General features: G+C 62.3%; 11 protein-coding genes. 6 read left to right on the top strand and 5 right to left on the bottom strand.

The window, feature by feature from the left end; genetic code table 11:
* Position 1: 1 nt before the first annotated feature.
* Positions 2–556: a F0F1 ATP synthase subunit delta gene (locus VJS46_RS12530; RefSeq protein ID WP_324060393.1), complete on the bottom strand. Its 555-nt coding sequence runs from the start codon at positions 554–556 to the stop codon at positions 2–4.
* Positions 557–715: 159 nt separating this feature from the next.
* Positions 716–2,272, bottom strand: a complete 1,557-nt coding sequence (locus tag VJS46_RS12525; protein ID WP_324060392.1) for a trypsin-like peptidase domain-containing protein — start codon at positions 2,270–2,272, stop codon at positions 716–718.
* A gap of 116 nt (positions 2,273–2,388) precedes the next feature.
* Here VJS46_RS12525 and ada point away from each other — a divergent pair, with 116 nt between their 5' ends.
* A complete protein-coding gene (gene ada, locus VJS46_RS12520) occupies positions 2,389–3,459 on the top strand; it encodes a bifunctional DNA-binding transcriptional regulator/O6-methylguanine-DNA methyltransferase Ada (protein ID WP_324060391.1) in 1,071 nt (356 codons plus the stop codon).
* A 144-nt stretch (positions 3,460–3,603) separates the two neighbouring features.
* Here the strand turns inward: ada and VJS46_RS12515 are convergent, their stop codons facing one another.
* Both VJS46_RS12515 and VJS46_RS12510 read right to left on the bottom strand, forming a co-directional pair.
* Positions 3,604–4,245 carry a YqaA family protein gene (locus VJS46_RS12515; RefSeq protein ID WP_324060390.1) on the bottom strand — a complete coding sequence of 214 codons (642 nt, stop codon included), beginning with the start codon at positions 4,243–4,245 and terminating at the stop codon, positions 3,604–3,606.
* Positions 4,246–4,543: 298 nt separating this feature from the next.
* Entirely contained in the window at positions 4,544–4,966 is a 423-nt protein-coding gene (locus tag VJS46_RS12510) for a YciI family protein (protein ID WP_324060389.1), read from the bottom strand.
* A gap of 203 nt (positions 4,967–5,169) precedes the next feature.
* On the opposite strand from VJS46_RS12510, the gene VJS46_RS12505 reads away from it, so the two are divergent.
* The 4 genes from VJS46_RS12505 to VJS46_RS12490 all read left to right on the top strand — a co-directional run bounded on the left by VJS46_RS12505 (position 5,170) and on the right by VJS46_RS12490 (position 12,233).
* A complete protein-coding gene (locus tag VJS46_RS12505) occupies positions 5,170–6,558 on the top strand; it encodes a TIGR03013 family XrtA/PEP-CTERM system glycosyltransferase (protein WP_324060388.1) in 1,389 nt (462 codons plus the stop codon).
* 2 nt (positions 6,559–6,560) lie between these two features.
* Positions 6,561–8,663: an XrtA/PEP-CTERM system histidine kinase PrsK gene (gene prsK, locus VJS46_RS12500; RefSeq protein ID WP_324060466.1), complete on the top strand. Its 2,103-nt coding sequence runs from the start codon at positions 6,561–6,563 to the stop codon at positions 8,661–8,663.
* Complete coding sequence (gene prsR, locus VJS46_RS12495; RefSeq protein ID WP_324060387.1) at positions 8,663–10,039, top strand: PEP-CTERM-box response regulator transcription factor; 1,377 nt, start codon at positions 8,663–8,665, stop codon at positions 10,037–10,039. Before prsK ends, prsR begins: the two co-directional genes overlap by 1 nt.
* A 151-nt stretch (positions 10,040–10,190) precedes the next feature.
* Positions 10,191–12,233, top strand: coding sequence for a tetratricopeptide repeat protein (locus VJS46_RS12490; RefSeq protein ID WP_324060386.1), 2,043 nt, complete (start codon positions 10,191–10,193; stop codon positions 12,231–12,233).
* 11 nt (positions 12,234–12,244) lie between these two features.
* Here VJS46_RS12490 and VJS46_RS12485 read toward each other — a convergent pair whose 3' ends face one another.
* Entirely contained in the window at positions 12,245–13,375 is a 1,131-nt protein-coding gene (locus tag VJS46_RS12485) for a PQQ-dependent sugar dehydrogenase (RefSeq protein WP_324060385.1), read from the bottom strand.
* A gap of 239 nt (positions 13,376–13,614) precedes the next feature.
* Here VJS46_RS12485 and rimP point away from each other — a divergent pair, with 239 nt between their 5' ends.
* Positions 13,615–14,136: a ribosome maturation protein RimP gene (gene rimP / locus VJS46_RS12480; RefSeq protein ID WP_324060384.1), complete on the top strand. Its 522-nt coding sequence runs from the start codon at positions 13,615–13,617 to the stop codon at positions 14,134–14,136.
* The last annotated feature ends 4 nt before the right edge of the window (positions 14,137–14,140 follow it).

Here is a 14,140-nt window from a genome sequence, read left to right as displayed (position 1 = left end):
TTCAGCCTTTCATCGCCTGCGCGAGGGTGTTGAGTCTTGTGCGGATGGAGGAGTCGATCAGTTGGCTGCCAAGCTTGACCTTGAGGCCACCGAGAATTTCGGGATCGACCTTGAGTTCGATGGCAACGTCGCGGCCGACGCGGGTTCTGAGCTGGGCGGCCAGAGCGGCCACCTGATCGTCATTGAGCGGGTGTGCGGAGGTAACTTCCGCCGTCGTCTCGCCCTTGTGATTCGAGACGAGCAGCGTGAACGCCCGGATGATGCCGCCGATCTGGGCCAAACGGCGATTATCGGCGAGCACGCCCAGGAAATTCTGCGTCAGCGGATCGACCATGAGCGATTCGCCCACCGCCTTGATCGCGGCGGCTGCGGCATCGCGGTTGACGAGCGGGCTCGTCGTGAGCGCCCGGAAGTCCTCGGACTGTTCAAGCGCCGCCTTTACCTTGGCAAGGCTTTGCCCCACCGAATCGAGCTGCTTGCTGTCGCGGGCAAGCTCAAACAGAGCGAGTGCATAGCGTCCCGCCAGGCTTGCCTGAATACCGCCGGAAATGTCCACGCGCCCTAAATCCTCCAGTGCCGGTCATGACAGAAGGGGAGGCGGTGAGGCGCCCCCCATTTGATGTGGGCGCCGGTTAGCAGGGGAGTGCCAGCTATGCAAGATGGGCTGGGCAAACATTTGGCAAGGATTTGATCGCCGCCAAAATTGAGCAAAATGTCAGGGCGATCCGGTGGCCGGAGGGGCGGGGGCCTTGCGGCAGTGATAGACCAGCCGTTCATTGGGGCGGCCCGGCAGAATGGCGCGCATTTCATTTTCCATGGTGGCGAGTCCCGTCAAGACCGAAGGATCGCGCGTGCACTGATCAGCGGTAATGCGGCCGCGGATTTCCTGCGCCTTTTCCAGCGTGGCGGCATCGGGAAGATAGCGTTCGACGGTGTAGGTGCCGGTTGCCGGGTCAAAGCTGCGCAGATCAACGGTCGCGTCGCCCTCAACGACGAAGCTCCGGCTCCATTTCGTGCCATATTGGCCGAACTGCGTGCGGCGGTTGACGCAGCCATTGGCGCTCCAGTTGAAGCTGACGTCGCTGACGTCCGAAACGGTTATGCGGCTGCGAGACTCATCGATTCGGCAGATATTGTTGCCGACCGCGCGGTAGGCATCGGCGTTGCGGTGGTGGTTGGCGGGCAACAGGAGCTTTGCCCGGTCGTCAATGCTGCTGAAGCTGGGGCGGGCGATGAAGATCACGATCGCGCCGAGGAGCAGGATAGCTGCGCCCGAGCCCAGAATCACGCCTGGCCTGCGCTTGCCTTGATTGAGCTTGAGCACTGAGCCGCCCGCGCCGAGCACCGCCAGTGCTAGCAGCATCGCGGCGATGGCCATGTAATTTTCGCGCTCGCTGATGATTTGTTGCTCGGCCTTGTCACGGGCCGAGAGCATGGCTGACCGTTCAGCGTCCTCAGCGGCGCGCTGCTCCGACGCCAGCCTGGCCTGTTCCTCGGCAATCCGGCGGCTTTCCTCTTCCTGAGCCTGTTCCGGCGACTTGCAGGGGACGTTGGTGCGGGCGAAGGGAACCCCCGCCTGACGAAGGAAAGAGGCGACCTCCCGATTGGATATGGCAAAACCGAACTCCGCGTCAGTGCCTTCTGAGAGCGAGCCGAAGCTGTTGATACCAAGCACCCGGCCGCACAGATCGATCAACGGGCCGCCGCTGTTGCCGCTGGCCATGGGTGCGGTATGGAGGATCGTATCGAACTGCCGCGAGCTCCTGCCGCCTGACACGGTGCCGCTGGATTTGACCGGGCTCAGCGGCTCGATCATGTCCTGGAGGTTGAGGCCCTGGGCACGGTCGACGGTCCCCGGATAGCCGATCGCCACCACCGGCTGCCCGTCGGAAACCGCGCCCGAATAGAAGGTGTTGGGCGGGATGCGGCCATTATCGAGCTGAATGAGTGCAAGGTCATTGCCCGGTGAAAAGGCGATCACGCGGCCGCCATAGCTGCGGCGGCCCTCCGAAGGGATAACGCCGATGACGATCGATTTTTCTTCCCGGGTGAGTTCGACGACATGGGCGTTGGTCAGGATCTTGTCCGGCGCCACGGCTACGCCGCTGCCATGGCCGACAAAATAGGCGCTGTCGCCATCGGTAGCGACCAGGATGACCCGGACCACGCCGCGCGCTGCGGCGGCAACATCCTGGGTATCCGCCAGGGCCGGAAGCGAAGGCATCGCTACAAGACCGGCAATGGCGCACAAAAGGCGGAGCAGTTTCGTCATATGCGGCGCAAAATATGCGTTCGTTGCAAGATGTAAACGGACAATCGCGGCTTGTCCGGCTTTTGAACGCAAGAGACGGGAAGGCGGATCAGTGCTAAAGCCTTAAAAGCAAGATCATGAACGATCTATCCATCATCGACCGGCTTGATCCGGAGCGGGCCTGGAAGGCCTTTGAGCAGCGCGACCGCAGCTTTGACGGCCGCTTTGTGGGCGCCGTTAGGACGACGGGCATCTATTGCAAGCCGAGCTGCCCGGCGCGCCATCCCATGCGGGAGAATGTCGAGTTCTTTGCCGATGGGGAGGCTGCGCGGGCAGCAGGTTACCGGCCTTGCCTGCGCTGCCGTCCCGACGAAGTGGGGCGGGACCGGCGGGCGGTAGGACGGGCGCTGGAATTGATCGGTTCGGCGGAAGAAGTGCTGCCATTGGAAGCGCTCGCTGCAGAGGTGGGCTATGCGCCCCATCATTTCCACCGGCTGTTCAAGCGGGAAACGGGCGTGACCCCTGCCGCCTATGCGCGACGGCTGCGGATTGAGCGGTTGGAACAGGCGCTGGCCGACGGCGGGCGCGTCACGGATGCGATCTATGATGCCGGCTATGCTGCGCCGAGCCGCGCCTATGCGGATGCTGCCGAGCGGCTGGGGATGACGCCCTCGGCCTGGAGGAAGGGCGGCGAAGGGACAATCATCCGTTGGACGGTGGCGGAAAGCCGCCTTGGCCCGATGCTGATCGCGGCGACCGGCAAGGGGCTCTGCCGGGTGAGCTTCGATGAAGATGAAGCTGCCTTGCGCAACCGCTTTCCCAGGGCCGACATTCGCGAGGCCGATCCAGCGTTCACCGAACTTGCCAGATGCGTAGTGGCGCTCGTCGATGAGGGCGGACCGGCCGACAGCCTGCCCGTGGACGTGCGGGGAACGGCCTTTCAACAGGCGGTCTGGCAGGCGCTCCGTTCGATTCCGCCCGGTGAAACGCGAACCTATGCCGAGATCGCCGCGGCGACCGGCAGACCGGGCGCTGTCCGGGCGGCGGGTTCCGCTTGTGGGGACAACCAGATTGCCGTCGTCATCCCCTGCCACAGGGCGGTTCGCAGCGATGGCGGACTTGGCGGATATGCTTATGGGACGGAGCGGAAGAGGGCGCTGCTCAGCCGGGAAATGGTGGACGGTCAACTTGACAAGGCTGACACTTAATGAATTTGATTTTTAAGGATATTTTCCTGAAATTGGCCCCGCTGTTCTTTGGCCATGCTAAAGAGAAGCGGGGTCCCTACCTGCGCAGGGACGACGGAAATAAAGCCAGGTAGGACGTCTAATCTCGACCTAATACAATCCGGTTCAAGCGATAGGCCGGGCCACGGTGGTCGCCTTGCTGCACTGGTCGCTGTCGGAATGGCCGTTGCTGAGGGCGCTGGCGAGGAAAAAACCGCCGACCACGAGGACCAGGAAGGCCGCGCTCATCAGCGTCAGATATTTTTCAAGGAATGCCTTGATCGGCCTGCCATATTTCCAGAACAGGAAGCCGACGAGCAGGAATTGCGCGGCGCGGGAGACGGTGCTCGCCCAGATGAAGGTGAACAGGCTGAGCCCGATAAAGCCTGCGGTGATGGTGATGAGCTTGAATGGGATGGGCGTCGCGCCTTTGATCAGGATGATCTCCGCGCCATATTCGCGCAGATAACAGGCGGCCTTGGGGAAATCCTTGGCAAGGCCGAGAGCTGTCAGCATGGCCTGTCCGACGGTATCGTAGAGCAGATAGCCGATGGCATAGCCGAAGAGCCCCCCCAGCACCGACGCCAGCGTGCAGATGATGCCGAAGCGGAGCGCCTTGTCCGGCTGGGCAAGGCACATGAGGCCGAGCAGCGGATGGGGCGGAATGGGGAAAAAGCTGCTTTCCACAAAGCTGACCCCGAAAAGCCAGCGTTCGGCGTGCCTGTGGCCTGCCTTCTCAAGGGTCCAGTCGTATAGGCGTCTCAGCATGGGGTGCGGACTTAGAGGTTAATTGGGGGTGGGACAAGCGGCGGCGGCGGTGTTTGTCTGTTTGGGATTGTTAAGGTGAAGCCGTTCACGCTGAGCAGTGCTTCCCCGGAGGCGAACCTTTCATAGAGTCCATTCCCCGCCCGTCATCCCTGCGCAGGTAGGGATCCAGCTTTTCTTTAGCAGGGGCGGGGAAGCGGGGTCCCTGACCTGAGCGCCCGCCCTGCGGGCAGTCGAAGGGCAGGGACGACGCGGAAATATTTACGCAAAGTCACGCCAAAGTGGCATTGGCGCAATTGCTTCAATTCCCCGCGGTCTTGTCCCTGATCCGCTCTTCCTGCGCCAAAAGGTCCGGTGTCATGAGGTCGCCAAAATCCTCGGCTTCAAAGATCGGACGGATTTCGAGTTCGCTTGGGCCCGGCATGGGATTGGGACAGCGTTTTGCCCATTCGACGGCTTCTGCCAAGTCTTTGACCTGCCAGATCCAGAAGCCGGCGACCAACTCATTGGTCTGCGAGAAAGGGCCGTCGATGACGGTACGATTGGGACCGTCAAAGGCTACACGCTTGCCCTTTGAGGAGGGATGCAGGCCCTCGCCGAGGATCATGATGCCGGCATCCGCCAGCTCCTCGTTGAATTTTCCCATGGCCTCAAGCAGCTCGGCCGAAGGCATGGTGCCCGCTTCGCTGTCTTTTGTCGCCTTGACCAGAACCATAACGCGCATCGTTCAGTCTCCTCTGATTCGAGCGCCGCTCCCGCTTCTGCATTCATAGGACCGATGGCGAGTGGCCGCATCAAAAAGCGGATGCCGGTCCGTCCAGATATTCTTTGTCAATATGGGCGACAATGGCTGTTGTCGAATTTGTTTACACTTTCTCTGTAAGCCGTTCGGGTTGTGAAGGGGGAAATGCTGGAAACGGCTCGCGCATGATCCGATTGTTCAAACATTATATAGCACATGCGGTGCTGCTGCTCGGCGTGCTGGACTTTCTGCTGCTGCTCAGTGCGGCGGAACTCGGCTGGGTGTATCGGGCGCAGCAGATCGGCATGGAGGTCGAGCCCATGGCGAGCCGCCATGTGCCGTTGCTGAGCTTCGCCCTGGCATTGCAGACCGCAATGATTGCCGTAGGCGTCTATGGGACAGAGGCGCTGCAATCGCTGCGTTTTGCGACGGCGCGGCTGCTCGTGGCGATTTCGCTGGGCGTTATTTTTCTCTCCGTGCTGGCCTTTGTGCAGCCGGGGATGACGCTTTGGCGGTCCAATTCGCTTTACGCCATGGTCTTTTCCTTTCTGCTGCTGATCGGCATGCGAATACTCATTGGACAGATGATCGGCGGCCAGGCGTTCAAACGCCGGCTGATTGTCCTCGGCGCCGGCAGCCGGGCTGACCGGATCAGGCAACTGGCCGAGCGGCGCGGCAGCGGTTTCTCGGTCGTCGGCTATATCGCGATGAAGGACGGCGAGAAGGTCATTCAAGAGGCGATCTACCGCAGCGCGATTCATAATCTTGCGGATTTCGTGGTCCGTCTCGGCGCGAGCGAAGTGGTGCTGGCTCTGGAGGAGCGGCGCAATGCGCTGCCCCTCAACGACCTGTTACGGATCAAGACCACCGGCGTGCACGTCAACGACCTGTCCAGCTTTCTGGAGCGGGAGACGGGGCGGGTCGATCTCGACAGCGTCAATCCCAGTTGGTTCATCTTTTCGGACGGCTTTTCTGCTGGCCGGCGGCTTTCCAGCATCGCCAAGCGGCTGTTCGACATTGCTGCGAGCTTCCTGCTGCTGGTGCTGACCGCGCCGGTCGTCCTGCTCGCCGCGATCATGGTGAAGCTGGAGAGCAAGGGGCCCGCCTTTTTCCGGCAGAAGCGCGTTGGTCTTTACGGCGAGGAGTTCGAGATCATCAAGCTCCGCTCGATGCGGCAGGACGCCGAATCGGGCGGCAAAGCCATATGGGCGGCGGAGAATGATCCGCGCGTCACACGCGTTGGCCATATCCTTCGCAAGCTGCGCATCGACGAGCTGCCGCAGGCCTGGAGCGTCCTCAAAGGCGAGATGAGCTTTGTGGGTCCGCGCCCCGAGCGGAGGCAATTTGTCGAGGATCTGGAAAAGCACATGCCCTATTATGCCGAACGGCATATGGTGAAGCCGGGGATCACTGGCTGGGCGCAGATCAACTATCCCTATGGCGCATCGATCGAGGATGCCCGGCACAAGCTGGAATATGACCTATATTACGCAAAGAATTACACGCCTTTCCTTGACCTTCTGATCCTGTTGCAGACGCTGCGCGTGGTGCTGTGGCCGGAGGGCGCGCGCTGACCATGGGGCCGCTGCTCGCCTTCCTTGCACAATGGGGCCATGCGGTGGCGGCGGCGCTGTTCGCCGCGCTTTCCATTTGGGAGTCGCGCCGCAAGGACCCGGCCTTGCAGCAGCATCTGATGGTCATGGCGCTGGTGCTGACGGTATTCTGGGCGCTAGCGGCATCAATGACCGGCCTGGTGAGCGTGCTTACCTCCATGGCCGAGACGTTGCGGAACATGGGCTGGCTGTTGTTCATGTTCATTCTTTTGCGCCGGGGTGAAGGCCGGAAAAGCGAACATTCGGCCGCCGTAACGGCAATCTATATCGTGCTGGGCGGCGTGCTCGCCGTCCAATGGGCCATCGAGGTCCTGACGCGCATCGTTGCGCCCGAGACAAGCCCGCAGGTGCTGCAGGGCATATTCTTCGTGTCACAGGCGCTGCGCATGATGGCGGCCGTGGGCTCGCTCGTGCTTGTCCACAACCTCTACCTCATGTCCGCGCCGGAAGCGCGATGGGGCATAAGGCTGCCGCTGGCGGCACTGGCCGCCATGTGGACCTATGACCTTAATCTCTACACCTTTTCCTACCTGACCCGGGGCGATGCGGGCGAGCTTTACGCGATGCGCGGTGTCGCGATGGCCCTGCTTGCGCCGGTCTTTGCGCTGGGCGCACATCGCAATGCGGACTGGAAGCTGCGGCTATCGCGCACGATTACTTTCCAGTCGCTCTCGCTGGTCGCAATTGGAGCCTATTTGATCTCCATGGTGCTGATCGTCACCATGGCCCAGATCTTTGGCGGGGAATATGCGCGGCTGATGCAGATCAGCTTCGTATTCGGCATGTCCGTGGCGGCACTGGTGCTATTGCCTTCCAGCCAGTTTCGCGCCTGGTTCAAGGTGAAGATCGCCAAGCATTTCTTCCAGCACCGCTATGACTATCGCAACGAATGGATGCGGTTCACCAATACGATCGGCCGTCCGGGGAAAGGCGCTGCTCCATTTTATGAAAGGGCGGTGAAGGCGATCGCGGACATCACCGAGTCTCCGGCGGGGCTGTTGCTATTGCCCTGCGAGAGCGGGGGTTTCAGCGTGCAGGCGCGATGGAACTGGCGGGATGCCGAAGTGCCGGCCCTGGCCATGAGCGCTGCCCAGGTGACGGAGCTGGAGGAAAGCGGCTGGATCATCGAGCTCGATCAGGAGCGGACGGGCGTTTCCAAGGAGCATGTGTCCCTGCCGCCCTGGATGGTCGCGGAAAGCCGGGCCTGGGCGCTGGTGCCGCTTATCCATTTCGAACGGCTGGCCGGCGCGGTGCTGCTGGCCCGGCCGCTGGTCGACCGGCACCTCGATTGGGAAGACCTCGACATGCTCCGCGTCGTGGGGCGGCAGGTGGCGAGCTATATTTCCGAGGCACAGGGGCAGGAGGCGCTGTCGGAAGCGCAGCGGTTCGAGGAGTTCAACCGCCGCTTCGCCTTCATCATGCATGACATCAAGAATCTGGTGAGCCAGCTTAGCCTTGTCGCCCGCAATGCGCAGCGTCATGCCGATAATCCCCAATTCCGGGCGGACATGATCGCGACACTGCAGGATTCGGTGGGCAAGATGAACGACATGCTGGCCCGCCTGTCGCAGCATAACCGGGCCCGTCATGAGGAGTCGAGGGCGGTGGCGCTCCGGCCGCTCGTGCAGGCGGTGACTACGGCCAAGTGCCGCCAGCATCCCGTGATTTTAACCGGAGAAGTCACGGCTTGCGCCTTTGCCGACCCCGTGCGGCTGGAGCAGATATTGGGCCATCTCGTCCAGAACGCCATTGATGCCAGCCCCGCGGATGAGCCGGTGATCGTGCGCCTCAGCCAAAGGGGCGTGCATGTTGAAATCGAGATCATTGACCGGGGATGCGGGATGAGCGCGGAGTTCATTCGCACCCAGCTCTTCAAGCCATTTTCCTCCAGCAAGGAGGGGGGCTTTGGCATCGGCGCCTATGAAGCGCGGACGCTTGCTGCCGCCATGAACGGGCGGATCGAAGTGGAAAGCCGCGAAGGGGAGGGCAGCCGTTTTACGCTGATCCTGTCCGTCGCGATGCAGGACGCAGAAGTTGAAACCGACAGGAAAGAAAGGGTCGCCTGATGAGCGATAGCCGTCAGAAGACATTGCCCAAATTGCTGATCGTCGAGGATGATCTGGGGCTGCAGCGGCAGCTTCGCTGGGCCTATGAGGATTATGAGGTGCTGGGGGCGGGCAGCCGCGCCGAGGCCATCGACCTGCTGCGCGCCGAGGAGCCGGACGTGGTGACGCTGGACCTCGGCCTGCCGCCAGATCCTGATGGGACCAGCGAGGGCTTCGCGACGCTTGGCGAGATATTGGCGCTGAAACCCGACACCAAGGTCATTGTCGCGACGGGCCATGGGGCACGGGAAAGCGCGCTGCGGGCAATCGCGGGCGGGGCCTATGATTTCTACCAGAAGCCGGTGGACATAGATGAGCTGGGCCTCATCGTATCACGCGCCTTTCATGTGCACGCGCTGGAGAAGGAGAATGCCCGGCTTGCCGAGACGGCCTCTGACGATAATCGTGTGCTGGGGCGGATGATAACGGGGGCCCCGGAAATGCTGAAGGTGGCGCGAACCATAGAGCGCGTCGCCAATGCCGATGTGTCGGTGATGCTGCTGGGCGCGAGCGGCACCGGCAAGGAGCTGCTGGCGCGGGGCGTGCATGACAGCTCGAGCCGCAGGAATGGCGCCTTTATCGCGATCAACTGCGCGGCGATTCCCGAAACGCTGCTGGAATCGGAACTGTTCGGTCATGAGAAGGGCGCCTTTACCGGGGCGGTGAAGACGACGGAAGGCAAGATCGAGCAGGCAAATGGCGGCACGCTGTTCCTGGACGAGGTGGGCGACATACCGCTGCCGCTGCAAGTGAAGCTGCTGCGGTTCCTGCAGGAGCGGGTGATCGAGCGGGTCGGCGGGCGGCGGCCCATACCGGTGGATACGCGCGTCGTGTGCGCAACGCACCAGAATCTGGAGGCGATGATCGCCAATGGCAGTTTCCGCGAGGACCTTTATTACCGGTTGGCGGAGATCGTGATCCGCATTCCTGCATTGGCCGAGCGGCCGGGAGACGCGGTGCTGCTGGCCAGGCATTTCCTGACGCGCTTTGCCAATGACATGAACCCGCAGGTGAAGGGACTTGCGCCCGACGCGCTGGCGGCGATCGATGCCTGGGCCTGGCCCGGTAATGTGCGCGAGCTGGAGAACCGGATGAAGCGCGCCGTCATCATGTCGGAGGGCAAGCTGGTAACGGCGGGCGACCTTGACCTTGACGGCATGGGGAAGGACGAGCCGGACGTTATCAATCTGAAGACCGTGCGGGAGATGGCGGACCGCAAAGCCATCCGCCGGGCGATTGCACGCACGCAGGGCAATATTTCAGGCGCGGCCAAGATGCTGGGGATCAGCCGGCCAACGCTGTATGACCTGTTGAAGCAGTATGAGATGCAGGGGTGAAGGGCGTTCGCCAGTTTCCGTCATTCCCGCGACGGCGGGAATCCACCTCCCTGCCTCAATTCAAAAGGGTGGGTCGGGAGATGGATCCCGGCCTTCGCGGGGATGACGGGTTTTGTTCACGTGCAGGCGTTCAAAGCGGCGTTTTCATTCAATGAACCTTCGCCCGAAATATTGGATTTCCGGCATTCTCCTGTGCCTTTCGCTCAGCCTTCCGGCCTATGCCTTGCTGGCTGGCGGCAAGGAGGATGCGCGTTCGGCCTATGACAGGGGTGCTGCGGCGCTTCGGAGGGGCGATGCGCGGACGGCGCGGATCGATTTTTTGAATGCGGTGAAGGCCGATCCGCAATGGGGCAGCGCCAGGCTGATGCAGGCTCAGGCGGCGCTGGCGCTGGGCGACGGACTGACGGCGGGGGCGGAGATCGGGCGCGCCCGGGAATTGGGCGTGGCGATGCCGCTCACCCGGCATCTGATGGCGCAGGCGCTGCTGCTGCAGGGGCGGGCCGAAGAGGCCTTGCACGAAGCCCAGGCTGGCGATGCCGATCCGCGTTACCGGGCAGAGACCGAGCGCGTGAAGGGGCGCGCTTATCAGGCCTTGGGTGAAATGGACCTGGCGGGTGAGGCATTCGGGCGGATGCTGAAGCTGGCGCCGGGGGGAAGCCGGGGCTGGGCCGACTTTGCGCGTTTCCGTCTGGCGCTGGGCGACAGGGGCGGCGCGCTTGTGGCCGCTGACAAGGCGGCGCGGTTCAATCCCCGCAATGCCGATGCGATCCTGCTGAGAGGCACGCTGGTGCGGGACCAATATGGACTGCGCGCTGCCATTCCCTGGTTCCGCAAGGCGCTCGCGCTCGATCCCAATAATGTGCCGGTTCTGCTCGAATATGCGGCCACGGTGGCTGAGCTTGGGCGGGCGAAGCGGATGCTGGCGCTGACCCGCAAGGCGCTGTCGCTGGAGCCCGGCAATCCAAGGGCCTATTATATGCAGGCGGCGATGGCGGCGCGGGCGGGGAATTATGCCCTTGCGCGCAAGCTGTTGCAGCGGACGCAAGGGGCGCTCGATGATATTCCCGCCGTCATGCTGCTGTCCGGCGTGCTGCAATTCGAGAATGGCAATCATATGCTGGCGGCTCAGCGCTTCGAGCGGCTGATCGAACGCCAGCCGTTCAATATGACCGCGCGGCAATTGCTGGGGGCTGCCCAATATCGCGCCGGAGCCTATGTCGCCGCGGCCCAGACAATGCAGCCCCTGATCGAACGGGGCGACGCCGACAGCTACAGCCTGACGCTTGCCGCCAGGGTTAATGAGGCGCTGGGCGATAAGGCGCTGGCGGTGGAACTGCTCGATCGGGCGGCGCTTCCTGTCAGGGGCGATGCAAAGGTCTTTGCCGGGGCTGGCAACCCGGTACTGAGGGCGGGAGAAGCAATGAGGGCGCCCGGTTCCGGGCCTGCCGTCATCCCTTATATTCGTGCGCTGCTGGAGGCTGGAGAGGCAGAGACCGCCATTGCCAGCGCCGCGAAGCTCGCGGAAACCAACGCAAATGTCCCGGCTGCCTATTTGCTCCAGGGCGACGCCTTGTCCGCTGCGGGAAAATATGATGAGGCGATCGGAGCCTATCGAAAAGCCGCCAATCTGGTTTTCGATGAGCCCACCGCCCTGCGTCTGGTCGATGCCTATCAGCGTGCGGGCAAGACGCAGGGGGCGACGGAGGTGCTCAACCTCTATCTCAGCCAGAACCCGCTCAGCATAGACGCCAACCGGATTGCGGCTTCGGCGCATCTGGAGGCCGGAAATTGGGACGAAGCCATCACGCTGCTCGAAGCGCTGCGGCGCCGGATCGGCAACGAGGATCCGTTGCTGCTGGCCACTCTTGCCTGGGCCAGACTGGAAAAAGGGCAGAAGGCCATGGCCCTGTCGCTCGCGCGGCGGGCCTATGCCCTGCAGCCGTCGAGCCCCGTCACAAGCGACGTCTATGGCTGGGTGCGCTTCAAGATGGAGGGGCCGAGCCGCGCCAGCATCGACCTGCTTGAAAAGGCAGTGGCGATCTCGCCGCAGCATCCCTTGCTGAACCTGCATCTGGGCCAAGTTTATGCCCGTGCGGGGATGAAAGGCCAGGCGCGAAGAGCGCTGCTGATTGCGGCGGGAACGGAGGAGTTTTCGCAGAGTGGCCGGGCGAAGGCGTTGTTGAGGGGGTTGTGAAGGCGGTAACCTCACTCTCCCGGCGTCAGTTTCAGCAACCGGCCGCCGGAGCCGTCTTCGAGCAGCCAAATGGCTCCGTCGGGGCCTTGTTCGACTTCCCTGATCCGGTTGTCCATTTGCCATTGATCGGCCTTGCGGGCCTTCTCGCCATCCAGCGCCACACGGACAAGCGCCTCGCCGGATAGCGCGCCGAGAAAGAGCGATCCTTTCCATTGCGGAAAGAGGTTGCCCGAATAAATCATCAGGCCGGCCGGAGAGATGGCGGGATTCCACCAGACCTTCGGTGCTTCAAATTCCGGGCGGGCCGGGTGATCGGGTATGGGCTTGCCGCTATAATGATCTCCATTGGAGACAATGGGATAGCCGTAATTGGCGCCCTTTTTGACAAGGTTGACCTCGTCCCCGCCTCTGGGCCCCATTTCCTGTTCCCACAAGCGGCCATCCGCGTCGAAGGCAAGACCCAATATGTTGCGGTGCCCAAGGGACCATATCTGTGCCGTAACGCCGCCCCTTGCGGCAAAGGGATTGTCCGGTGGCACCGAGCCGTCGGGCCGCAGGCGGACGATCTTGCCTAGATTGGCCTTCATGTCCTGCGCGGGGGTGAATTGCTGCCGTTCGCCTGACCCGATGAACATATATTGGCCGTCGGGCGAAAAGACGATGCGCTGCGAGAAATGGCCGTCGCCTTGGACTTTGGGTCTCTGCCGCCAGACGACCTGAAGGCCGTCCAGCCGGGCTTTCCCTTGAGCCTCCATCAGCTTCGCCCGCGCCACGACCGCGCCTGAAGTGCCATTGTCTCCCGCTTCCACCCAACTGAGATAAATCGTCCTGTCGCTAACATAGCCGGGGCCAAGGACCACGTCCCCAAAGCCCCCTTGCCCCTGATCCACCACTTCTGGAACGCCAGCAACGTCGACGGTGGCGCCGCTGGAGGGCGAGAAGATCTTCAGCGCCCCCCTCTTTTCCGTGACCAGCAGCCGCCCGTCGGGCAAGAAGCTCATCGCCCAGGGTTCGTCAAACGTCCCGAAGCTTTCCATCGCAAAGGGGTGCTGCGGGTTGCTTGTGCTCCTTCTTTCCTCCGCGCCGTTGCTGCAGGCGAGGAGGATCAGGGGAAGGGTAAGCAGGAGGGGAGATTTTGGCATGCGATCATGATTCCAGATGTTTGCAAATGGCCGGTGTTGAGTTTCGGCTGCCGTTTTTTTGCAATAATCGAAAAGCCCCCACTTTGTTGCAAGCTTCGCCCATCATGGTGCTGCACAAGACTTGCGGTATGTTGAAGTTAAGGCTATAGGCCACAACATCTCTCGACATCGTCAAACATGTTGGGGCTGGCGCCGGAAGGGGCCGGCGGAAAAGGCGCATGTGTTGAACTGGAGCAGGAATGGCGGATATCGCCGCGTTGACCGAGCTGATCGAACCGGAGGTTAAGGCCCTGGGATTCGCGCTCGTGCGGGTGAAGCTGTTCGGCGGAGATGACCTGACGCTCCAGGTGATGGCCGAGCGGCCGGATACGCGGCAGCTTACCATCGACGATTGCGCGGCCCTGTCGCGGCGCCTGTCGGACCGCCTGGATGAAACCGACCCCATAGAGGAGGCATACCGGTTGGAGGTGAGTTCGCCCGGCATCGACCGGCCGTTGACCCGGCTGCCCGACTTTGCCGACTGGGCTGGGCATGAGGCACGGGTGAATGTCACCGAATCCGTCGAAGGGCGCAAGCAGTTCAAGGCGAAGCTCGCCGGGACCGAAGGTCCGGCGGTGCTGCTGGATGATCCGAAGCTTGGCCGGGTGGTGTTGGATTTTGCCAATATCCATAGCGCCAAGCTCGTGCTGACCGATGCGCTCATAAATGCTACAATGCCGCTTTCCACGGAAGGCGCGGACGACATTCAAACGGAAGGATAAGGAC

It is taken from the genome of Rhizorhapis sp. (assembly GCF_035276005.1).
Lineage (GTDB): Bacteria > Pseudomonadota > Alphaproteobacteria > Sphingomonadales > Sphingomonadaceae > Rhizorhapis.
This window is presented reverse-complemented; position numbering and strand designations above follow the sequence as displayed.

Bases quoted from the DNA above. Each gene is read 5' to 3' on its own strand.
- VJS46_RS12515 (WP_324060390.1), bottom strand. From the start codon at position 4,245: ATGCTGAGACGCCTATACGACTGGACCCTTGAGAAGGCAGGCCACAGG.
- VJS46_RS12490 (WP_324060386.1), top strand. From the start codon at position 10,191: ATGAACCTTCGCCCGAAATATTGGATTTCCGGCATTCTCCTGTGCCTT.
- ada (WP_324060391.1), top strand. From the start codon at position 2,389: ATGAACGATCTATCCATCATCGACCGGCTTGATCCGGAGCGGGCCTGG.
- prsR (WP_324060387.1), top strand. From the start codon at position 8,663: ATGAGCGATAGCCGTCAGAAGACATTGCCCAAATTGCTGATCGTCGAG.
- VJS46_RS12510 (WP_324060389.1), bottom strand. From the start codon at position 4,966: ATGCGCGTTATGGTTCTGGTCAAGGCGACAAAAGACAGCGAAGCGGGC.
- VJS46_RS12505 (WP_324060388.1), top strand. From the start codon at position 5,170: ATGATCCGATTGTTCAAACATTATATAGCACATGCGGTGCTGCTGCTC.
- VJS46_RS12485 (WP_324060385.1), bottom strand. From the start codon at position 13,375: ATGCCAAAATCTCCCCTCCTGCTTACCCTTCCCCTGATCCTCCTCGCC.
- rimP (WP_324060384.1), top strand. From the start codon at position 13,615: ATGGCGGATATCGCCGCGTTGACCGAGCTGATCGAACCGGAGGTTAAG.
- prsK (WP_324060466.1), top strand. From the start codon at position 6,561: ATGGGGCCGCTGCTCGCCTTCCTTGCACAATGGGGCCATGCGGTGGCG.
- VJS46_RS12525 (WP_324060392.1), bottom strand. From the start codon at position 2,272: ATGACGAAACTGCTCCGCCTTTTGTGCGCCATTGCCGGTCTTGTAGCG.